16 protein-coding genes are annotated in these 21,713 nt (G+C 62.4%); 5 read left to right on the top strand and 11 right to left on the bottom strand.

What is annotated here, in order from left to right:
- Nucleotides 1–7: 7 nt before the first annotated feature.
- Nucleotides 8–2,551 carry a hypothetical protein gene (locus tag GR198_RS00480; RefSeq protein ID WP_164066953.1) on the bottom strand — a complete coding sequence of 848 codons (2,544 nt, stop codon included), beginning with the start codon at nt 2,549–2,551 and terminating at the stop codon, nt 8–10.
- Between the two features lie 60 nt (nt 2,552–2,611).
- Nucleotides 2,612–3,910, bottom strand: coding sequence for an adenylosuccinate synthase (locus GR198_RS00475; protein WP_011653210.1), 1,299 nt, complete (start codon nt 3,908–3,910; stop codon nt 2,612–2,614).
- 191 nt (nt 3,911–4,101) lie between these two features.
- Between GR198_RS00475 and GR198_RS00470 the strand changes: the two genes are divergently transcribed.
- Nucleotides 4,102–5,019, top strand: coding sequence for a DMT family transporter (locus tag GR198_RS00470; protein ID WP_029872445.1), 918 nt, complete (start codon nt 4,102–4,104; stop codon nt 5,017–5,019).
- A gap of 25 nt (nt 5,020–5,044) precedes the next feature.
- On the opposite strand, the gene GR198_RS00465 is transcribed toward GR198_RS00470, so the two are convergent.
- From GR198_RS00465 to GR198_RS00435, 7 genes are all read right to left on the bottom strand, one after another.
- Complete coding sequence (locus tag GR198_RS00465; protein ID WP_029872446.1) at nt 5,045–5,893, bottom strand: GNAT family N-acetyltransferase; 849 nt, start codon at nt 5,891–5,893, stop codon at nt 5,045–5,047.
- 369 nt (nt 5,894–6,262) lie between these two features.
- The gene (locus tag GR198_RS00460) at nt 6,263–8,080 is read right to left on the bottom strand and encodes a putative bifunctional diguanylate cyclase/phosphodiesterase (RefSeq protein ID WP_029872447.1); all 1,818 of its coding nucleotides are present in this window, start codon (nt 8,078–8,080) and stop codon (nt 6,263–6,265) included.
- Between the two features lie 131 nt (nt 8,081–8,211).
- A complete protein-coding gene (locus GR198_RS00455) occupies nt 8,212–9,996 on the bottom strand; it encodes an IlvD/Edd family dehydratase (RefSeq protein WP_029872448.1) in 1,785 nt (594 codons plus the stop codon).
- Nucleotides 9,993–10,904, bottom strand: coding sequence for an NAD(P)-dependent oxidoreductase (locus GR198_RS00450; RefSeq protein ID WP_029872449.1), 912 nt, complete (start codon nt 10,902–10,904; stop codon nt 9,993–9,995). Before GR198_RS00450 ends, GR198_RS00455 begins: the two co-directional genes overlap by 4 nt.
- A gap of 161 nt (nt 10,905–11,065) precedes the next feature.
- On the bottom strand, nt 11,066–14,266 hold the full coding sequence (locus GR198_RS00445; protein ID WP_164022934.1) for an efflux RND transporter permease subunit: 3,201 nt from the start codon (nt 14,264–14,266) through the stop codon (nt 11,066–11,068).
- 120 nt (nt 14,267–14,386) lie between these two features.
- On the bottom strand, nt 14,387–15,577 hold the full coding sequence (locus tag GR198_RS00440) for an efflux RND transporter periplasmic adaptor subunit (protein ID WP_029872451.1): 1,191 nt from the start codon (nt 15,575–15,577) through the stop codon (nt 14,387–14,389).
- 46 nt (nt 15,578–15,623) lie between these two features.
- On the bottom strand, nt 15,624–16,436 hold the full coding sequence (locus GR198_RS00435; protein ID WP_029872452.1) for an alpha/beta hydrolase fold domain-containing protein: 813 nt from the start codon (nt 16,434–16,436) through the stop codon (nt 15,624–15,626).
- A 163-nt stretch (nt 16,437–16,599) separates the two neighbouring features.
- Between GR198_RS00435 and GR198_RS00430 the strand changes: the two genes are divergently transcribed.
- Nucleotides 16,600–17,511, top strand: a complete 912-nt coding sequence (locus tag GR198_RS00430; RefSeq protein WP_029872453.1) for a LysR family transcriptional regulator — start codon at nt 16,600–16,602, stop codon at nt 17,509–17,511.
- 281 nt (nt 17,512–17,792) lie between these two features.
- On the opposite strand, the gene GR198_RS00425 is transcribed toward GR198_RS00430, so the two are convergent.
- Entirely contained in the window at nt 17,793–18,695 is a 903-nt protein-coding gene (locus GR198_RS00425) for an SDR family oxidoreductase (RefSeq protein WP_029872454.1), read from the bottom strand.
- Nucleotides 18,696–18,782: 87 nt separating this feature from the next.
- Nucleotides 18,783–19,526, bottom strand: coding sequence for an SDR family oxidoreductase (locus GR198_RS00420; protein ID WP_029872455.1), 744 nt, complete (start codon nt 19,524–19,526; stop codon nt 18,783–18,785).
- A 119-nt stretch (nt 19,527–19,645) separates the two neighbouring features.
- Here GR198_RS00420 and GR198_RS00415 point away from each other — a divergent pair, with 119 nt between their 5' ends.
- Genes GR198_RS00415 through GR198_RS00405 form a run of 3 tightly spaced genes read left to right on the top strand, consistent with a single transcriptional unit; the run spans nt 19,646 to nt 21,594 of the window.
- Nucleotides 19,646–20,554: a LysR family transcriptional regulator gene (locus GR198_RS00415; protein WP_164066952.1), complete on the top strand. Its 909-nt coding sequence runs from the start codon at nt 19,646–19,648 to the stop codon at nt 20,552–20,554.
- A 54-nt stretch (nt 20,555–20,608) separates the two neighbouring features.
- Nucleotides 20,609–20,923: a hypothetical protein gene (locus GR198_RS00410; protein ID WP_003542413.1), complete on the top strand. Its 315-nt coding sequence runs from the start codon at nt 20,609–20,611 to the stop codon at nt 20,921–20,923.
- Nucleotides 20,924–20,976: 53 nt separating this feature from the next.
- The gene (locus GR198_RS00405; RefSeq protein WP_032984064.1) at nt 20,977–21,594 is read left to right on the top strand and encodes a DNA-3-methyladenine glycosylase; all 618 of its coding nucleotides are present in this window, start codon (nt 20,977–20,979) and stop codon (nt 21,592–21,594) included.
- The last annotated feature ends 119 nt before the right edge of the window (nt 21,595–21,713 follow it).

Raw genomic sequence — 21,713 nt, 5'->3', positions numbered from 1 at the left:
GAAACCGTCACTGGCTCGTCGACACATCTCCGAGCGCAGTCCACTCCTTGATCGCGGTGTTGAAGGCGTCCGTTCCCGTACCGCCCTTTTCCATCGTCAGCAGCGCGCGGCGGCCATTGCGGTAGGTGATCGGTATATCGATCCAGTTGCGGGTCGACATCAGGTCGAGATTGGCCTTGCGCGCATCAGGGTAGTCGTTGAGCGCGATCATGTGGAAATCGTCGGTGATCTTGGCCGGAACCGCGATCAGCGCGTCACCGCGGTCCTGCTCCGTGCGCTTCATCGAGATGCGCTGGACGCTGTCGATGCTGCCACCTTCGAAATTCGGCGGCACCGAGAAGACGATCTCGACGAGATGGCTTGCCGGCAGCGACGGATCGGAATTGCGCTTGAAGGTGACGAGAGCCGAGAGATTGCGCTCCGGAACCGTGACATTGCCCTGCACCGTCGCCTCCTGCCGGCCATCCTGGCCGGCCTCGTGCTGCACGCTCCAGACGACCGATCCCTCGATCGCCGTCGGCGAGCTCTGGCCGATGCGCTCCTCATAGAGGAACATCTTTTGCGACGAACCGACGGGCGCGGTCTGCGGCGGCGATGTCACCGGGCCATTCGGCGTCCGCGTGTCGGCGGGTGCCGCATCGCCCTGCGCGCTGGCAGGCGGCGTATCGGCTGCCGCGACATTCTGTTCGGCGACCGACTTTCCTTCCGCGGTCGGCGTTCCCGGCACCGTCGCCGGGCCACTGTCGACCTCGGTTCCATCGGTCAGCAGCCGCTGGGTGAATTTCGAATTGGCCGCAGCGCCGTCATTGTTCACTGACGCTACCTGCGGGTTCGGGTTCGGGTTCGGCTGCGCCGGCGCCGCTGGAGTATTCTGCGCTCCTGGTGTGGTTGGCTGGGCTGGCGTCACCGCGCTCGGCTGGGCAGGCGTCGTCGTCGAGCCGTCCGGTGCGGTTGCCGCCTCGTTCCTGGTAGCCTGCGACGGTGCCGAGCTGACGAGCCCGTCGACCATCGCCACCAGCGCCTCTCTGTTCGTCCAGCCGGCATAGGCGCCCCCACCGATCAGGATGAGTGCGAAGATGAGCGTGATCACGGTGCCGATGCCGAAGCGGCGGCGCTTCGGCTCCATACGGAAGCTCTTGCCCTGCAGCTTGGAGGCAACAATCTGATCGATATCCATTGACGGATTGGTGTCATCGTCATCAGCGGCGACCGAGCCACGGCGGTCGTAACCGCGCAGCGCCTTCGCCTCTCGCCAATCCTCGCTCGGCGCGCCGCTAGCAGGAGCCGGCTTGCCGTTGTGCACTTCGGCGAAGATATCGACATCGTCGAAATGCGAAGCAACAGGCGTCTTCTTATTATTGCCGGCCTCGATCGGCGGCAGATCGTCGAAGGCGGCCGTCTCCCAGGAAAAACTTTCCTTGGCGGCCGGCATGACGGCCGCGGGTGCCACTTTTTCGAGGCTCGATATCACCTCCTCGAAGGCGCGCGCCGAGGCATCGGCGGTAATCGGCGCCGGCGCCGTCTCCGAATATTGCCTGAGCTCCTCTTCCGCCCATTCGGTCTCCGCATCCTTGGGCGCCGGAGCCGGCGTTTCGGCAACGGGCTCGGTCCAGACGGGGTCGAAATGCGCCGCAGCTTCGGCCTGCAACGGCTCCTCGCGGCTGTGCTCGACGAACTCCTGCGGACGATCGAAATCGGCGACCGGCTCCACCAGGCGGTTGGATGCGTGGTCTATGCCGCGGGTGATCGGCTGCAGCGGCTCGTCGGGCTCGTAAGCCTCCTCGGCCTCCGGCTCCTCGCTTTCCACTGCCGCAGGTTCGTCCGCGATCTCGTCGGCTTCTAGGGGATGCTGCTCGTCGGCATGCTGTTCGTCGGCTTGCTCGTCGCGATGCTCGGAGGCTGGCGCTTCCCAGCCATCATGTTCGGCCGGCACGTCTTCGGCAGCGCCGTCGCGCGCCTCGCTGGCATGCCATTCCTCGGCCGGCGCTTCCTCCTCCTGGGAGGGATGCCAGTATGTTTCGGCCAGACCGGATGTTTCCGGCGAAACCGGTGTCTCCGCGGAAACAGAGGTTTCCGCGGAAACGGATGTTTCAGGGGAAACGAGTGTTTCCTGGGAAAGAGGCTCCTCGGAAGCGACCTCTTCCTCAGCCTCCTCCGGTGCGCCGGCCTCCACGTGATCGGGCTCGTCGGCGGCCTCGGCCGCCTGCGGTTCCTCATAAGCTTCGTATGCCGGTTCCTCGACAGTCGTCTCCGGCGCCGGTTCGCTTTCGTCGGGAACCGGGTGTTCTTCGAAGGATTCCGCCGCGGCGACGGCCGCAACCGGCTCATCGAGCGGCATCGCCTCGGAGTGTTCGCCTTCCACTTCGCGGATGGCAGCCTCGAGCTTTTCGAGCTGGCGTTGCAGCATGGCTTCCGGCGGACGCGGCTTCATGTTCTCGAGCTGCCGCTGCACTGCGCCGCGGGCACGTTCGTAGACCTTCACCCGCATCTCGGGGGTATTTTCAGCCAGGCCGTCGACGGCCCGCCGAATGACTGCAATAAAATCCGCCATCAGTACTTTCTCAAGAAGTCCGGCACTCTACCGAACCATCCTCCACAGTGACCCGTGAGCTTAATCCTCAAACGGATCGGTCACAAGTATCGTGTCATCCCGCTCCGGGCTGGTGGAAAGGAGCGCGACGGGTGCCCCGATCAGCTCTTCGACCTGGCGAACATATTTGATCGCCTGTGCCGGCAGATCCGCCCAACTGCGGGCGCCGACGGTCGATTCCTTCCATCCCTCCAGGGTGATGTAGATCGGTTCGACTCTAGCTTGCGCTCCCTGGCTTGCGGGAAGATGATCAATCTGTTCGCCGTCGAGCATATAACCGACGCAGATCTTCAATTCCTCAAGGCCGTCGAGCACGTCGAGCTTGGTGAGCGCGATGCCCGTAATGCCATTGGTAGCGATCGATTGGCGCACGAGTGCGGCGTCGAACCAGCCGCAGCGCCGCTTGCGTCCGGTCACCACGCCGAACTCATGACCTTTTTCGCCAAGGAACTCACCGATCGCGTCCTTCAGCTCGGTCGGGAACGGGCCTTCGCCGACGCGCGTCGTATAGGCCTTGGTGATGCCGAGGATATAGCCGAGCGAGCCAGGTCCCATGCCTGAACCGGCAGCGGCCTGACCGGCCACCGTGTTCGACGAGGTCACGAAAGGATAGGTGCCGTGATCGATGTCGAGCAGAGTGCCTTGCGCGCCTTCGAACAGGATGCGGGAGCCCTTGCGACGCTCCTTGTCGAGGAAGAGCCAGACTGTATCACGGAAGGGCAGCACCCGATCGGCGACCGAGGTCAGTTCGTCCATGATCGCCTGGTGGCTGACTTCGGCAACGCCGAGGCCGCGGCGAAGCGCATTGTGATGCGTCAGAATACGGTCGACCTTGCCGGAAAGACTATCGAGATCGGCAAGATCCATGACGCGGATGGCGCGGCGGCCGACCTTGTCTTCATAGGCCGGGCCGATACCGCGGCGCGTCGTGCCGATCTTGGTGCCGCTGTTCGACGCCGCATCCTCGCGCATCGCGTCGAGCTCGCGATGCAGCGAAAGAATGAGCGTCGCATTGTCTGCAATGCGCAGATTGTCAGGCGTGACCGTCACGCCCTGCGCCTCCAGCCGGCCGATCTCGGCGATCAGCGCATGCGGATCGACGACGACACCGTTGCCGATGACGGCCATCTTGCCCGGGCGCACGACGCCGGACGGCAGCAGCGAGAGCTTATAGCTCGTGCCGTCGATGACGAGCGTATGGCCGGCATTGTGTCCGCCCTGATAGCGCACAACGATATCCGCACGCTCCGAAAGCCAGTCGACAATCTTGCCCTTGCCTTCGTCACCCCATTGCGAACCGACCACGACTACGTTCGTCATCCAACTCTTCCTGTTACCGGCGCGAAACCGCGCACCTGCTCAAACCCGCGCATCTATAAAGCTTTGTTTTTTGGAAAGCGACCCTGTTGTCACAGTAGATTGGGCTTTTTACGTGACAAATCAGCAGCCGACAGGCTATTTCCCGTCACAAAACGCCGCTCGGCGATCGCGGAAAGACGGGAAGAACGCTCTTGCAAGCCACGGCCTATATCAGTCTCGTTATCGCCACCCTCTGCTGGGGCGGCAACTCCGTCGCCGGCAAACTCGCGCTCGGGCATATCAGCCCGATGATGCTGACCTTCCTGCGCTGGTTCCTCGCCGTGGCGATGATCGCCGTGATTTCAGTACCGCAACTGCGGAAGGACTGGCCGGTGGTGAGGAAGAACCTGCCGCTGCTCCTCTTCTACGGCGTCATCGGCTACACCCTTTTCAACGCTATGCTTTATTCGGCCGTGCAATATACGACGGCGATCAACGTCGCCATCGAGCAGGCCGGCATCCCGATGCTGATCTTCCTGCTGAATTTCATGTTCTTCCGTACCGGCATATCGCTGGCGCAATGTCTCGGTTTCGGCATGACGCTGATCGGCGTCGCTCTGACCGCCGCCCATGGCGACCTCGCAACGCTGCTGCAACTCAGCCTCAACCGCGGCGACGGGCTGATGCTGATCGCCATTGCCGCCTATTCGGTCTACACGATCTTCCTGCGCTGGAAGCCGCCGCTCGACTGGCGCACGCTGATGGCGGTCCCGGCGCTCGGCGCCATGCTGACCTCGCTGCCGCTGCTCTTCTGGGAGGCCGGCCGGGGTGCCGCGCAGTGGCCGGACCAGGCCGGCTGGGTCATCACTCTCTACACGGCGATCTTCCCCTCGCTGGTGGCGCAAATCCTCTATATCAAGGGCGTCGTGGCAATCGGCGCCAACCGGGCCGGCCTCTTCATCAATCTCGTGCCGGTGTTCGGAACGCTGCTCTCCGTCGCCCTGATTGGCGAGCAGCTGCAGTCTTTCCATGTGATCGCACTGGTGCTGACCTTGGGCGGCATCGCGATCGCCGAAAAGGGCCGCCCGAAAGCTTCGTCGCCGACCGTGCCCGCCTCACCCGTGGATTAAAACCTTTTCCTGGTCAGGAAAGGTTTTAACCAAGCTCCAGCGTCGTCACGCCGAAGACGTGCTTCAGCGGGATGGCCGGTGCCGGTCCGCGATACATGCGTGTCGCCTCGAATACCGGTTGAAGGCCGATGCCTTCGGCAAGCGCGACCGCCTCGTGGTTCTCTGCGGGAATGTCGATGAAGACCGCGGCTCCCTTCGCCTCGGGGATCAATTCGGCAAGCAGCGCCGCGGCGCTGTCGGCATCGTTGGCAAAGAGCGGGCCGATCTTGTAGCCCTCGTAGCAGCGGCGGATCGTGCCGTAACCGCGGATCTTGTGGCTCTTGCGCACCACCGCCGAACGACGGCCCTTGCGGGCGGTGCACCAGGCAGCGAGAAAGGCATCCCGCGGCTGCGGAAAGATCGCCGAATCATATCGCTGCAGGCCTTCCAGGCGTGAATCCAGCACCGGCTGCGCGACAAGCGTCGAGACCGGCAAGGAAGTAGCGACACCGCCGTAACGAATGGTGGAATAGGCGGGTTCGAAGCCGGCCTTGCGGTAGTTGTCCTGCTGTGCGGCGACGCCATCGAGACCGATGGTGCGGTCTCCCGCGCTGGCGATGCCCGCCGCCCAGATCGCCTTGCCGTAACCCTTGCCGCGAAAATCGGGATGGACGATGTAGAGGCCCAGGAAGGCGAAAATATCGCCATATTTGACGACCGAGATCGAGCCGACGGGGACTTCACCGATGGAGCCGACGAAAAATCCCGACGGATCGGCCTCGTTGAATGCAAGCGAATCGTCGAGGCCAGGGTTCCAGCCTTCCTGACGCGCCCATTCGAGCACGAGTTCCAGTTCGCCGGGCCGCATCGAACGAACGGCAAATTCCGAATTCATGCAACTTTCCCAGATTGAATGTCCCGCAAGTCCATCCCGGCAACGGCAAAGCAATTGTCAGGCCCCAGCCCCCGGTTGCACCTGCGAATGATGGAGAGCCGCGCTCATGGACTTGACGACGCGTATAATCATTTTTCGATGCAATACAGAAAGCTTCGTTTCCGCATTACCATGAAACAATGCCGTTGCAAGCTCAAGAAAATTACTTGCGCCTCAATTATCTTCCAGCCGATGCGAATAAAAAGCCACGCCGAAAAGATACCGCCTGCCAATTTGAAGGACGAGAGAAGCATTCGTCCGAAATCACCTCCGCGACGCGGCAAAAAACCGGGAGCGACGGCCGTCGCCCGCGGAAGGATCACCGGCCGTTCAGCTGCCGATCGCGGTCTTCTGCTTTTCGGCTCGGCTCGTCATCGATGAGAAAAGACGGTCTGTCTCGGCCGCCGGTGCGGGATAACCGAACGCATAACCCTGCAGGCCGTCGCAGCCGAGCTGCGCCAGCACGACGGCATGCGCCTCGGTCTCGATGCCCTCGGCGATCACCTCGACATCGAGTGCCTTGGCGATTTCCACGATCGAACCCACCACGCGCCGCTGCTCAGCGGAGCTGACGACCTCGGTGACGAGCTGCCGGTCGATCTTCAGCCGCTTCGGCCGCAGCTTGACGAGACCGATGAGCGAAGCATGGCCCGATCCGAAGTCGTCGATCTCGATGTCGATGCCCATCTTTTTGATATCGCCGATATGAGCGAGCAGTTTTTCGTCGCTGTCGTCGAGGAAAATCGTCTCAACCAGTTCGAAGACGATCACGCCGGGCGGGATATCGAGTTTCCTCAGCTTGTCGAGCAACGCCGGATCGGCAAGGCGCGACGCCGAGATATTGACGGCGATGCGCGGAACTGCAAGGCCGCGCAACAGCCAGAACAGCCGGTCTTCGAGAACGCTTTTGAGGATCGCCGCGTCGATCTCCGCCGCAAGCCCGTGCTCGTCGGCGATCTTCAGGAATACCCCCGGGGCGAGCACGCCCTTTTCGGGATGTTTCCAGCGCGCCAGCGCCTCGAAGCCGATGACCTCCCGCGTCCGGGCGTCGAGCTGCACCTGATAATAGGGAAGGATCTCGCCGCGCTCCAGCCCGAGCTTCAGCTCTTCGGCGAGGCGACGCTTGGAGCGCAGATCCTCCTGCAATTGCCGTGTGAAGAATTCGACGCGGTTACGCCCGAGCTTCTTGGCCTGGTAGAGCGCCAGGTCGGATTCGGCAAGCAGGTTGCGCGCTCGCCGATCGCCGCTCCAGGAAACGCCGATCGAGGCGCCGGATTGCAGCATCTCCTGGCCGAAGCGGATCTTCTTTCGCAGCCGGCGCTGGAGATCCTCGGTGATCAGCTTCAGCTCAGTGAGATCGGTGAAATTGACCAGCACGATGACGAATTCATCGCCGCCGACACGGGCGACCATGCCATTCGCAGGAATGGCAGCGGTGATGCGAAGGGCCGCGGTCCTGAGCACAGCGTCGCCTGCCGCATGACCGTGGCTGTCGTTGATCTGCTTGAACTGGTCGAGGTCGAGATGCAGCACGCCAAACGTCGTGATGCTCTTGTCGGCCGGCAACTCCGCCAGCCGCTTGTCGAGAAGGCGCCGGTTCGGCAAGCCGGTGAGATAGTCGTGATCGGCGACATGTTCGATGCGCGCGTTGCTTTCTTCCAGCGCCTGCGCCCTCGCTTCGGCCACCACCTTCTGCCGCGCGAGTTCCGCGTTGAGCATTACGTCGGCCGTCACATCCCATTCGGCGCCGATGAAGGAGGGAAGACCTTCCGCATCGACATAGAAATGCGCGCGCGAACGCAGATGGCGGATTTCGCCGCTCGGCAGCACGATCCGGAATTGTGAGTTATAGGCGCCGCGCGTCGCGATCGCCTGCTCGAAGTCGCGTTCGGCCCGCTCGCGATCATCGGGATGGATGGCATTCGACCAAAGCGATGCCGTCACCAGCCGGCAGGTCTCGCCGGTCTCGTAGAGACGATGCATCTGCGCATCCCACAAGATCCCGTCCTGCTCGATGCTGTGCTCCCAGACACCGATCCTGGATGCATCGAGAGCGAGTTCGAGCCGACGCAGAAGATCCTGAAACTCGTGTTCGGATCGTGTGGCTTTTTTCTCTGGCAACGCGGTCCCAGCCTTAGAAGCTTGCATAACGGCAATATGGTCTCAATCCGGCATTAATGAAGCCTTGTCCTGATGACCGAACTAGTGACTAGGTGAACTGTTCGTTACGACTTTCCCCTTTTGGATCAACGGACTTGCAGTCTGCGGCACCATCAAGATCAGTGGTTGTGCCGCGGCGGGTTTTTTGCGATCTGGCGGAATTCGGTCGCTCCCTCCAGCACCGCGCCGTCCGACAACTGCGTAACCGAGCGGCGGTAGATCTGCTGCCATGGCGTCGCATCCGCCGGCACTGGCGGGATGCCATCGCCCTTGCGTCGGTCGATCTCGGCGTCCTCGACCAACATGTCGCAGCGCCCGTGGTTGAAGTCGATGCGGATGATATCGCCGGTACGAAGCCAGGCAAGGCCGCCGCCGGCGGCGCTTTCCGGCGAGGCGTTGAGGATCGAGGGACTGTCCGCCGTGCCCGATTGGCGGCCGTCGCCGATCGTCGGCAGGCTTCGGATGCCGCGCTTCAGGAGATGATCCGGCGGCTGCATGTTGACGACCTCAGCCGAACCCGGCCAGCCGATCGGCCCGGCGCCGCGGATGACGAGGATGGTATTTTCGTCAATGCCGAGTTCGGGATCGTTGATGCGCTTGTGATAGTCCTCGGAACCGTCGAAGACCACCGCCTTGCCCTCGAAGACGCCTTCGCGCCCGGGTTCCTCGAGATAGCGCCGGCGGAAATCCTCCGAGACCACGCTCATTTTCATGATCGCGAAATCGAAGAGATTTCCCTTGAGAACGAGGAAGCCCGCCCGCTCCTTCAGCGGCTCAGCGAACGGCGTGATGACCTCGCGGTCGCGCGCTTCCTTGCCTTCCAGGTTCTCGGCCATCGTCCTGCCCGTCACCGTGCGACAGTTGCCGTCGAGCTTTCCGGCCTGCAACAGTTCCCACATGATCGCCGGCGTGCCGCCGGCACGATGAAAGCGCTCACCGAGATAGGCGCCCGCCGGCTGGACATTGGCCAGCAGCGGGATATCGAAGCCATGCACCTGCCAGTCGTCGGGATAGAGTTCGACGCCGGCGTGCTTCGCCATCGCGGCCAGATGCGGCTGCGCGTTGGTCGAGCCGCCGATCGCCGAATTGGTGCGGATCGCATTCAGGAAAGCCTCGCGCGTCAGGATATCCGACGGCTTCAGATCCTCGAACACGATTTCGACGGCGCGTCGCCCGGTGCGGTAGGCCATCTGGCCGCGCTCGCGGTAAGCGGCCGGAATGGCGCCACAGCCGGTCAGCGACAAGCCGAGCGCCTCGGCCAGCGCATTCATCGTCGAAGCGGTGCCCATCGTATTGCAGTGGCCGACGGAAGGCGCAGAATCGAGCGCCGCCTGAAGAAATTCTTCCCGATCGATCTCGCCTGCCGCATATTTCCGCCGCATCCGCCAGATCACCGTGCCGGAGCCCGCCAGCTCCCCCTCGTGCCAGCCGTCGAGCATCGGGCCGCCGGAGAGCACGATCGCCGGGATATCGACCGTCGAAGCCGCCATGATCGCCGAAGGCGTGGTCTTGTCGCAGCCGGTGGTCAGCACGACACCGTCGAGCGGATAGCCGTAGAGGATTTCGACGAGGCCGAGATAGGCGAGATTGCGGTCGAGTGCGGCTGTCGGGCGCTTGCAATTCTCGAAGATCGGATGTGTCGGAAACTCGATCGGAATGCCGCCGGCATCGCGAATGCCGTCGCGCACGCGTTTGGCAAGCTCGACATGCACCCTGTTGCAGGGCGTAAGATCACTGCCGCTCTGGGCAATCCCGATGACCGGTTTGCCGGAGCGCAGTTCTTCCGGCGTGATGCCGTAATTCATGAAGCGCTCGAGATAGAGCGCTGCCATGTCGATATGATCGGGATTATCGAACCAGTCCTGCGAACGTAGGCGCCGCTTCGGCGAATGGCTGTCCGTCACTTCTTTCCTCCCGGCCGGGCATTCTTCTCTTCGAGATGGAGGAGCAGGCCGCTGTGATCCTTTTCGCCATTGCCATTGGCGACGAATTCGCTGAATTCGGCATATACCGCCGCAGTCAGCGGCAGCGTCAACGACAGGGACTTGGCCGTCTCCATGGCGGCGTTCAGATCCTTCAACTGGTTGCTGGACGAACCGCCTGGCGTAAACTGCCGCTCGACCATGCGCTTGCCGTGCAGTTCAAGGATACGGCTCTCGGCAAAGCCGCCGCGAATGGCGTCCCGGAAGGCCGCCTGCGAGCCGCCGCCCGCTTCGATCAGCATCATCGCTTCGGCGACGGCGCCGATCGTCACCGCGACGATCTGCTGGTTGGCAAGCTTGGCAAGCTGACCCGCCCCGCTTGGACCGACGCGGGTCACCCGCCCCATCGGCGCAAAGACATCCGCAAGCCCGTCGACCACGTCCTTGTCGCCGCCGGCCATGATCGCGAGCGTACCCGCTTCCGCCCCGACGACGCCGCCAGATACCGGCGAATCGACATGATGGATGTCGCGGTCGGCAAGCCTCGCCGAATGGTCGCGGGCGAAATGCGGGGCAATCGAACTCATGTCGATGACGGTTGTGCCAGGCGTCATCGCATCGGCCGCTCCGCGGTCGAACAACACGTCCTTCACCGCCTCGGCGTTGGTGAGCATGGTGATGACGACGTCGGCGCCCGAGACGGCATCATCAGGTGTTTTCGCGCAGATCGCGCCGTCTCCCGCAAGCGGCTCGGCCTTGCCGGGATCACGATTCCAGACGGTGACGGCAAAGCCCGCGCCAAGCAGCCGGCGAGCCATCGGCGCGCCCATCAGGCCGGTGCCGAGAAAGGCGATCCGCCTGCCGCCATGACCTTCTCTCGAACTCGTCATTCAGTCCTCCCAACTGTTGTCCGTCTTTGATAGTCCCCTCGCCCATCGTTGCAAACCGTTTTGACGGACGTAACGCTTTTTTGTGGAACACCCTGAAAACGATACGGGCGAGAACCGAAGTTCCCGCCCGATTTACTCGACAAAGGAAGGTTGAATTCCGTTTATTCCGCCGCGAGCCGGATGACTTCCGCCTCTTCTTCCTTGTGTTCGTCCGGTTTGTGCTGGATGAGCGGACGGTTGCCCGTCAGCCGCCGCAGCAGCACATAGAACACCGGCGTCATGAAGATGCCGAAGAAGGTTACGCCGATCATGCCCGAGAAGACCGCGACACCCATGGCCGCGCGCATTTCCGCGCCGGCGCCGGTGGAGACGACGAGCGGCACGACACCCATGATGAAGGCGAGCGAGGTCATGAGGATCGGGCGAAGGCGAAGGCGGCTGGCCTCGATCGCGGCCTCCCGCGGTGTCCTTCCCTCGAACTCCAGTTCGCGGGCGAATTCCACGATAAGGATGGCGTTCTTCGCCGATAGACCGACAAGCACCACAAGACCGATCTGGGTGAAGATGTTGTTGTCTCCACCGGTGAGCCAGACGCCGGTCAGCGCAGCCAGCACGCCCATCGGCACGATCATGATGATCGCAAGCGGCAGCGTCAGGCTTTCATACTGGGCGGCCAGCACCAGGAAGACGAGCAACAGTGCCAGGGGGAAGACGACGATGCTCGAATTGCCGGCCAGGATCTGCTGATAGGTCAGATCCGTCCATTCGAAGTCGATGCCCGCAGGCAGGGTCTCGTGAAGAATCTTCTCGATTGCCGCCTGCGCCTGACCCGACGAGAAGCCCGGTGCCGGACCGCCGTTGATATCAGCAGCAAGGAAGCCGTTGTATCGGTTCGCGCGTTCCGGACCGGTGCTCGGCTCCACCTTCAAGAGGGCCGAAAGCGGGATCATCTCACCCGATGCCGACCGGACCTTCAACTGGCCGATATCTTCCGGCTGGGCGCGGAATTTTGCATCGGCCTGCACACGGACGCTGTAGGTGCGGCCGAAGGCGTTGAAGTCGTTCACATAGAGCGAACCGAGATAGATCTGCAGCGTCTGGAAGACGTCGGTGACGGAAACCCCCAGCTGCTCGGCCTTGGCACGGTCGAGATCGGCATAGAGCTGCGGCACGTTGATCTGGAAGCTGGAGAACAGCCCGGCGAGCTCAGGCGTCTGATAGGCTTTTGCAAGCACGGCCTTGGTCGCTTCGTCGAGCGCCTGGTTGCCGAGGCCGGCACGATCCTCGATCTGCAGCTTGAAACCGCCCGTCGTGCCGAGACCGTTGACCGGCGGCGGCGGGAACATGGCGATGAAGGCATCCTGGATGACGCCGAACTTCTGGTTCAGCGCCATGGCGATTGCGCCGCCCGAGAGATCAGGCGTCTTGCGCTCTTCGAAGTCCTTCAGCGTCACGAAGACGATGCCGGCATTCGAGGAGTTGGTGAAGCCGTTGATCGACAGGCCCGGGAAGGCAATTGCATTGGCAACGCCCGGCTGCGCCAGCGCGATGTCGGTCATGCGCTTGATGACGTCTTCCGTGCGGTCGAGGCTTGCGGCATCCGGCAACTGGGCAAAGCCGATCAGATACTGTTTGTCCTGCGATGGCACGAAGCCGCCGGGGACCGTGCTGAACAGGCTGTAGGTCGCACCGACCAGCGCCAGATAGATCACCATGACGATGCTCTTGCGCGACAACAGCCCGCCAACGCCCTTGCCGTAGGCATTCGAGCCCGCGCCGAAGACACGGTTGAAGCCGCGGAAGAACCAGCCGAAGATAGCGTCCATGAACCGCGTCAGCCAATCCTTCGGCTGATCATGGCTCTTCAGGAGAAGGGCTGCCAGCGCCGGAGACAGAGTGAGCGAGTTGAAGGCCGAGATGACGGTCGAAATCGCGATCGTCAGCGCGAACTGGCGGTAGAACTGACCCGACAGACCGGAGATGAAGGCAAGCGGCACGAAGACCGCGACGAGCACCAGCGCGATCGCGACGATCGGACCGGAGACTTCCCTCATCGCCTTGTAGGTGGCAGCCCGCGGCGACAGGCCTTCCTCGATATTGCGCTCGACGTTTTCGACCACCACGATCGCGTCGTCGACGACGATACCGATCGCAAGCACCAGTCCGAACAGACTGAGCGCGTTGATCGAGAAGCCGAAGACATACATGACCGCGAAAGTGCCGATGATCGAGACGGGAACGGCGATCAGCGGGATGATCGAGGCGCGCCACGTCTGAAGGAACAGGATGACGACGAGGACGACGAGCGCGATGGCTTCGAGCAGCGTGTCGATGACCTTCTCGATCGAGGCCCGCACGAATTTCGTCGTATCGTAGACGATCTCGTATTTGACGCCCTCAGGCATGGCGAGCTGCAGCTGATCCATGGTCGCGTTCACATTGTCCGCGATCTCGATCGCGTTCGAACCGGGCGCCTGAAGAACGGCGACGGCGACGGCCGGCTTGCCGTCGAGCAGCGAACGCAGCGTGTAGTCCGCAGCACCGAGCTCGATGCGGGCGACATCGCGAAGGCGGGTGATCTCGCCATTGGCGCCCGTCTTGACGATGATGTTGCCGAATTCCTCGGGCGTGCGCAGGCGGCCCTGGGCATTCACGTTGAGCTGCAGGTCCACACCGGGCTGGCTCGGCGATGCGCCGATGATACCGGCGGCGGCCTGGATGTTCTGGGAGCTGATCGCGCTGCTGATGTCGCTGGCGGCAAGATTGTGCTCGGCGGCCTTCTGCGGGTCGATCCAGACACGCATGGAATAGTCGCCGGCGCCGAAGACCTGCACCTGACCGACGCCTGCGATGCGGGCGAGCCGATCCTTGACGTTCAGGGTCGCGTAATTGCGAAGATAGGTGATGTCGTGATTGTTCCCGTCGGAGACGAGGTTGACGACCATGATGAAGTTGGGTGAGCTCTTGACTGTCGTGATGCCGAGCGAACGCACTTCCGCCGGCAGGCGCGGTTCGGCCTGTGAAACGCGGTTCTGTACGAGCTGCTGCGCCTTGTCGGGGTCGGTGCCGAGCTTGAAGGTAACGGTGACGTTGAGCACGCCGTCCGATGTCGCCTGGCTGGCCATATAGAGCATGCCTTCGACGCCATTGATCTGCTCTTCGAGCGGCGTCGCCACCGTTTCGGCGATGACGCTTGGGTTGGCGCCGGGATAGGTAGCGCGCACGACGATCGACGGCGGCACGACCTCCGGATATTCGGAAATCGGCAGCGCGCGCAGGCCGATCAGGCCGGCAACCAGGATGAGGACCGAAAGAACGCCGGCAAAGACCGGGCGGTCGACAAAGAATCTGGAGATGTTCATATCAAAGCCCTCTCCGGGGTGAACATGGATGCAAAGTCCCTCTCCGGCGGTTTGGGAGCCGCCGGCGGGTCGTATCATTTCGAGTATTGGCCCTCCCCCCTCAGGGGAAGGCGAAAGTCTTTACTGCGCGGTCGCGACCTTCTCTTCCATCTGAGGCGCGACGACTGCGCCCGGACGGATGCGCTGCAGACCGTTGACGACGATCTTCTCGCCGACGTTCAGGCCGCCTTCGACCACCCGCTGACCGTCAGCCACTGTGCCGAGCTGGACCTGCCGATAGGCGACCTTGTTCTCGCCATCGACGACGAAGACGAACTTCTTGTCCTGGTCCGTGCCGACGGCGCGGTCACTGATGACGATCTTGTTCTCGGCCTTCGGCTGGCCCATGCGCACCCGCACGAACTGGCCGGGGATGAGACGCCCGCCCGGATTATCGAAGACGGCGCGAACGCCGATCGTGCCGCTTGATGCATCGACCTCGTTGTCGATCAGTTGCAGCTTGCCCTTGATCGGCGTGCCGCTGTCGGTCAGCGTGCCGACCTCGACCGGGATCTGCTCGACGGGAGGCAGGGCGCTTTCCGTCTGCGGAAGCTGGGCAAGCGCGCGCGTCACCATCTCTTCGCTGGCATTGAAGCTTGCATAGATCGGATCGACCGAAACGAGCGTCGTCAGCGCCGGCGAGGTCGAACCGGCCGCGACGAGGTTACCGGCAGTCACCTCGATCTTGCCGATGCGGCCGGAAACCGGAGCCCGCACTTGAGTGTAATCGAGATCGAGCTGAGCTGACTGCAGGGCAGCCTGCGCCGAACGCAGCCCCGCCTGAGCCTCAGCCAGCGAACTCTGGCGCTGATCGAGATCGCTCTGGGAGATGGTGCGGTTGTCGGAAAGCCTGCGGCCGCGATCGAGTTCGGTCTGCGCCAGGCTGACCTTGGCCTCGGCCGAAGCGACCTGGCCCTGCGCCTGCGCCACGCTCGCCTGGTAGGGAGCCGGGTCGATGGTGAAGAGCAGGTCGCCCTGCTTGACCAGCGCCCCTTCGCGGAAGGCCACCGAAAGGATGGCGCCGGCGACACGGGAACGCACCTGCACCCGGTCGACCGCTTCGAGACGGCCGGAGAAACTTTCCCAGGCCGTCACGTCTCGCGCCGCGACGACGGCAACCGTCACCGGCACAGCGGGAGCCTGCGCGGGGGCGGAAGCAGCCGTGGCGGTCGTGCTCATCGGCAATTCGAAAAACAATGCAGCGCCGGCAATGGACGCAACAAGGCCTATGCCAGCGCCCATCAGGGCCCAGCGCTTACTTCTGGACGTCATTATTACTCTCCTTGCGGCTCTAAGCCGCCGAAATATCAGGTCTTCTTCAATGCAATTGCGGTTGGACGCTTACCTCCCGAAGGAAGCTTCCAAAATGGCGGCTGACGTTTTCCTGCCAGTCGGGCGCTCCGTCGGATTTCCCACCATAAATCGAGGGCCAGCCCGTCCCGGCGGGAAGGACATGCTGGCGCACACCGACGCCGGCCTGTTTCAGGCGGACACCGTAACCAATCGTTTCGTCGTGCAGAGGATCATCCTCCGCGGTAAATATCAGCGCCGGCGCGACGCCTGAAATACGCGAACAGAGACAAGGCGCCGCGTAAGGATGGCAACCGCCGCCGCTCAGATAGTGACTCCAACCTTCCGTCCAGCGCTGGCGCATGCCGATGGCTTCAGCCTTGCGGATCGAGGAAGTGCCCATGAAGGGATCGAGCAGCGGCGAAATCAGCACCTGGCCGTCGAGCGCGTCCGGCATCTGGTCGCGCGCCTTCAGCGCCACGCCGGCGGCAACATTGCCGCCCGCCTCCTCGCCGGCGACGAAGAGCAGCGACTTGCGGTCGCCGAGACCGGCGCGTTTGTTGGCGAGATAGGTGAAAACGGAGAAGGAGACTTCCAGCGCCTTTGGAAACAGATTGCCGGAAAGGCTGCTGTAATCGGCGGCAACGACGATAGCGCCGGCCTTGGCGAGGCTCATCGCCACCGGCCGGTCGACATGTTTGTCGCTATCCAGAAACGCGCCGCCATGCAGGTAAAGCACGATCGGCGGACCCTTGCCGTAATCGGCGCCCTGGTAGATGCGTGCGGAAACGGGGCCGATGGCCACCTTATCCAGCATCATATCTTTCCATTCCACCGTCATGCTTCCGGTCTCTTTGTGTCGGCGACAAGCGGACAACGTCCGCCGCTTGCATTTTGTAGAAAAAAGATATTGTTATTCCAACCAAGGAATAAGAAGCTTTAACGCGATAACACTGTTCCAGATCTCGAACAATGGTGCAACGCAAACTGCGGATTTGAAACCGATGGATCAGCTCTCGGCAATGCGCGTCTTCATTCGTGTCGTGGAGACGGGCAATTTCACCCGCGCCGCCGACATGCTCGCCATGCCCAAGGCGACGGTGACCAATCTCATCCAGGGCCTGGAAGCGCATTTACGCACCAAGCTTTTGAATCGGACCACGCGCCGGGTCATGGTGACCACGGACGGCGCGCTTTATTACGAACGCGCCGCCCAGATCATTTCGGAACTGGAGGAGCTCGATGGCAGCCTCTCCAATTCGCAGAGCTTGCCGAGCGGACGGCTGCGTGTCGAGATGGCCGGCGCTTTCGCCGATTGGATCGTCGTTCCGGCACTTTGCGATTTCTATCAGCGTTATCCCGATATCCGTATCGACCTCGGCGTCGGCGACCGCACGGTCGATTATCTTGCAGAAAATGTCGATTGCGCGCTGCGGGCCGGCACGCCGGCCGACCAATCGCTGATTGCGCGGCGCGTCTCCGAAGTCGAGATGATCACCTGCGCTTCGCCGAGCTACATCCAGAAATTCGGCATGCCCGAGCGGCCGGAGGATCTGGAGGCGGAGCATTACACCGTCAACTATTTCCGCGCCCAGAACAACCGGACGCTGCCCTTCGAATTCCGCCGGCACAACGAGGTGATCGAGACCAGTCCGCGGTACATCGCCTCGGTCAACGATAGCCGCACCTATCTGACGGCGGCGCTGACCGGCCTAGGCATCGCGCAGGTGCCGATCTTCATGGCGCGCGAGCCGATGGCAAGGGGCGAACTCGTCCGCGTGCTGCCGGACTGGCGTCGCGATCCGCTGCCGCTCTATGTCGTCTATCCGCCGAACCGCCACCTCAGCAACAAGGTCCGCGTCTTCGTCGACTGGCTGGTGAAACTTCTGGTCGAGGCGAAACTGAACGACGTCTGAGCGCCAAGACAAATACGGCCCGGAAGGCAGGGGAAACCTTCGACGGGCCGCAATCTATAACTTTGAACATCAAGCCTGTCGCACCGTAGCAAGGGCGCGGCAGGCTCTGGAGGTTCGCAAAGAGAGCGGCAGGGAATTCCACTCTCTCGCGATAAAGCAGATATACGCACTCCCCATAGGATTGTAAGGAAAAATTCCGCAATCACGTTCACATAATTGCGATGATGGCTTGGCCACGGTTCCCCGCGCGGTTGTTCCTGCGCGCGGTGGCGAACCGGGTTTCAATTGCCGACCGCCGGCTTCAGTAGGTCCTCGAGACCGATGCGGCGGAACAACTCCGCCCGGACACGATCGGCGACGCCGTTGACGATCTCCGCGCCGTCCTCGGACGGATCGATATGGACGCGGAACGGCCGGGTGCCGAAGGGCTTGCCGACGACATCGACGATGGCCGCGGCAACCACGCCGGCATCGGCGTCGGCAGGTTCGAGTGCTGCCAGGCCCTGCAGCGCCTGTTCCGGCACGCCCTTATAGGGTCCTTCATTGTATTCGGCGGCGCGGGCCGTATCGGCGGGCGAGCCGGAATGGGCGAAATGGTTGGTGCCCTTGGTGAAGGCGCCAGGCACGATGATCGAGGTCTCGATGCCCCAGCGGGTCAGCTCGCCGGCATAGGAGACGGCAAGTGAATCCATCGCCGCCTTGGCGGCGAAATAGGGCGAGAGGTAGGGAGGCGTGCCGCCGCGGCTGCTCGACGACGATACCCAGACCACCAGGCCCTTGCCCTGCTTGCGCAGATAGGGGAGTGCCGCGCGGTTGACGCGCTGGGTGGACAGCACGTTGATGTCGAAGAGTTCGGCGAACTGTTCCGGCGTGAAGGCTTCGGCCGGACCGAAGGACATATGGCCGGCATTGTGGATGATGACATCGAGGCGACCCGCATCGGCGATGATCCGGGCGATACCTGATACAACCGACGCGTCGGAGGCGACATCGAGTTCGACCGAGCGCAGATCGACATTGTTCTCCTTGGCGAATTCAGCAGCATCGGCGACGGCGGCAGCGTTGCGGCCTTCCGTGGCGCGCATGCCGGCATAGACGGTATGGCCGGCCTTAGCGAGAGCGCGGGCGGTAAGTGCGCCGAAACCACTGGAAGCGCCTGTTATGACGATGACTTCCTTGCTCATGATCCTATTCCTTCTGGGTTCGATTGGGGTTGCTTGAAGTGGAAACTTTGAGTTGGCGGCAGCCTGGAGACCGCCGCCGGTCTTTCGTCAGATCACGCCGCCATTGGCGCGCAGCGTCTGGCCGTTGATCCAGCCACCATCAGGGCCGGCGAGGAAAGCAACCGCAGATGCGATGTCTTCCGGTGTGCCGAGGCGCTCCAGCGGGTTCATTTTCGCCGTGCGGGCGATGAGTTCGTCCGACTTGCCGTTGAGGAAAAGGTCAGTGGCCACAGGGCCAGGCGCGACGGCGTTGACGGTGATGTTGCGGCCGCGCATCTCCTTGGCCATGATCGCCGTCAGCGTTTCCACGGCAGCCTTGGTAGCGGCATAGACGCCGTAGGTTTCGAGCTTCAGGCCGACAACAGATGTCGAAAAGTTGACGACCCGGCCGCCGTCGCGCAGACGCTTGGCTGCCTCGCGCAACGTATTGAAGGTGCCCTTCAGATTGACGCCGATCTGGCGATCGAAATTGGCGTCATCGGCCTCGGCAAGCGCAGAGAGCATCATGATGCCGGCATTGTTGACGAGCACATCGACGCCGCCGAAAGCGGTTTCCGCGGCATCGAACATGCGGCGGACGGCTTCGGCATCGCTGACATCGGCTTTCGCCGTCAGCGCCTTGCCGCCGGCCTGCTCGATCTCCTGGGCCAATTCCTCGGCCGGAGCGGCATTGCCGGAGTAATTGATGACGACGGTGAAACCGTCCTTGGCGAGGCGTCGGGCGACTGCCGCGCCAATGCCGCGGGAAGCGCCGGTGACCAGTGCTACCTTGCCGTTTTCTTTGGAAGCCATTGTCCTTCTCCTTCATCCTGCGCCGCAGCGCGTTTTCGATGAGGAGAAGATGCGCCTTTTCCTTTTGCGGATAATCGGGCATTATTCGGCATCACTATCCGGGAATGACGAACAAATAGATGGACAGATTTGACGCCATGCGTGTGTTTTGCCGCGTCGTGGAACGCCGCAGCTTCACGCTTGCCGCCGAAGACACCGGTCTGCCGCGTTCCACCGTCACCGATGCGGTCAAGGGGCTGGAAGCCCGCCTCGGCGTGCGCCTGCTCCAGCGCACGACACGCCATGTCAGTCCGACCCTTGATGGCGAAGCCTATTACCAACGCTGCCTGTCGATCCTTGCCGATATCGAGGATGCCGAAGGCGCCTTTGCCGGCGCCAAGCCGAAGGGCATGGTGCGTGTCGACGTGCACGGCACGCTTGCCCGCCATTTTGTGCTGCCGAGCCTGCCGGCCTTCCTGGAGACCTATCCTGACATCGAATTCTACATGAGCGAGGGCGACCGGCTGGTCGATCTGGTGCGCGAGGGCATCGATTGCGTGCTGCGCGTCGGTACGCCTGGGGATAGCGACATGGTCGCCCGGCGCGTCGCCATGCTTGATGAGATCACGCTCGCCTCTCCCGATTATATCGCCACCCGTGGCGTGCCCCAGCATCCTGACCGGCTTGCCGGTCATCGAATGGTCGGCTTCCGTTCAAGCAGCACGGGCAGCCTGCTGCCGCTCGAATTCATCGTCGACGGCACGGTGCGTGACGTTACCATTCCCGCTACCGTCGCGGTCAACGCCGCCGAAAGCTATATTTCAGCGGCGAGGATGGGCCTCGGCATCATTCAGATCCCGCGCTATCACGCTGAAAAAGACCTGACCGAGGGAACGCTGATCCATGTGTTGCAGGATTTTCCGCTGACCCCGACACCGGTTTCCCTGCTCTACCCCCGCAACCGCCAGCTTTCACCACGCGTGCGCGTCTTCATCGACTGGCTGGTGAAGGTCTTCGCTCGACAAAATTCCGAAAACGCGCTTCACTAAAATGCATCTCACTAAAATGCATATTGCTAATGTGAGCGCCCTCGGAGAACGGCCATGGCACTCAACGATATCACCGTCTACCAGACGGAAGACGGCTTCGTCGTCGAATTTGGCGGCGAAGGCGAAGACAGCATTGCCGTGACGCTGCGGAGCACGCCTGAGCTGACGTCGGAAAACGCTGTCTTGCGGGCCAAGGCCCTGCTTGCCACAGCAATCGAACCTGCCCATAGCGACGGCGCGCGCAGCAAGGATCCCGCTTTGCTCGAAGAAGAGCTGGAGGAGGGTCTGGAAGATTCCTTCCCGGCAAGCGACCCGGTCTCGGTCACATCATCCTCGATCCCGATGCGCGATCCGAATGCCGGCCGCTGATGTCTCCGGCCGAAAAACATGAAGCGGTTTCGGGATGACGGCGAGCACGCTGAATGTTATCTGCGTCGACCATGACCGATGGCGGAACGATATCAGGTGCGATCGGCACCGGCACCCTCACCGGCGAAAGCCTCAGGAAGTTTTTCGAGCGCGATGCGATCGCCGTCTCTCGCGACCTGCTCGGCTGCCATCTGACCGTGGACGGCGTCGGCGGACGCATCACCGAGACCGAAGCCTATTTCCCTGATGACGAGGCTTCGCACAGCTTCCGCGGCCCGACCAAGCGCAACGGCGCCATGTACGGCAAGCCGGGCAACGTCTATATCTATCGCATCTACGGCATGTACTGGTGCCTGAATTTCGTCTGCCATCCGGGCTCGGCTGCCCTCATCCGCGCCCTGGAGCCGGAAACGGGAATCCCTCAGATGATGGAGCGGCGCGGCACCGATACGCTGACGTCACTCTGCAGCGGCCCCGGCAAGCTCTGCCAGGCGCTTGGCATCGATATCGCGATCAATGACAGGCTGCTCGATCGCCCGCCCTATGCGATCGCGCCGTCAGCACCTGTGCCGATCGTCTCGGGAAAACGCATCGGCATTACGAAAAATGCCGAAGCACCATGGCGCTTCGGCGTTCAGGGATCGCGTTATCTCAGCAAGCCGTTTCGCTAGAGCATGATGCCGAAAAGTGTAAGCGGTTTTCGGGCGACATCATGCTCCAACTATTTAATTTATAACAAAATTCCAGGAAAAATGCGAAGCGGTTTTTCGTCCGGAATTGCGCGAATCTG

Origin of the sequence: Rhizobium leguminosarum (genome assembly GCF_010668065.1) — a bacterium.
GTDB lineage: Bacteria > Pseudomonadota > Alphaproteobacteria > Rhizobiales > Rhizobiaceae > Rhizobium > Rhizobium leguminosarum_S.
The sequence above is the reverse complement of the archived record's forward strand: the minus strand, read 5'-3'. Positions and strand labels throughout refer to the sequence as shown.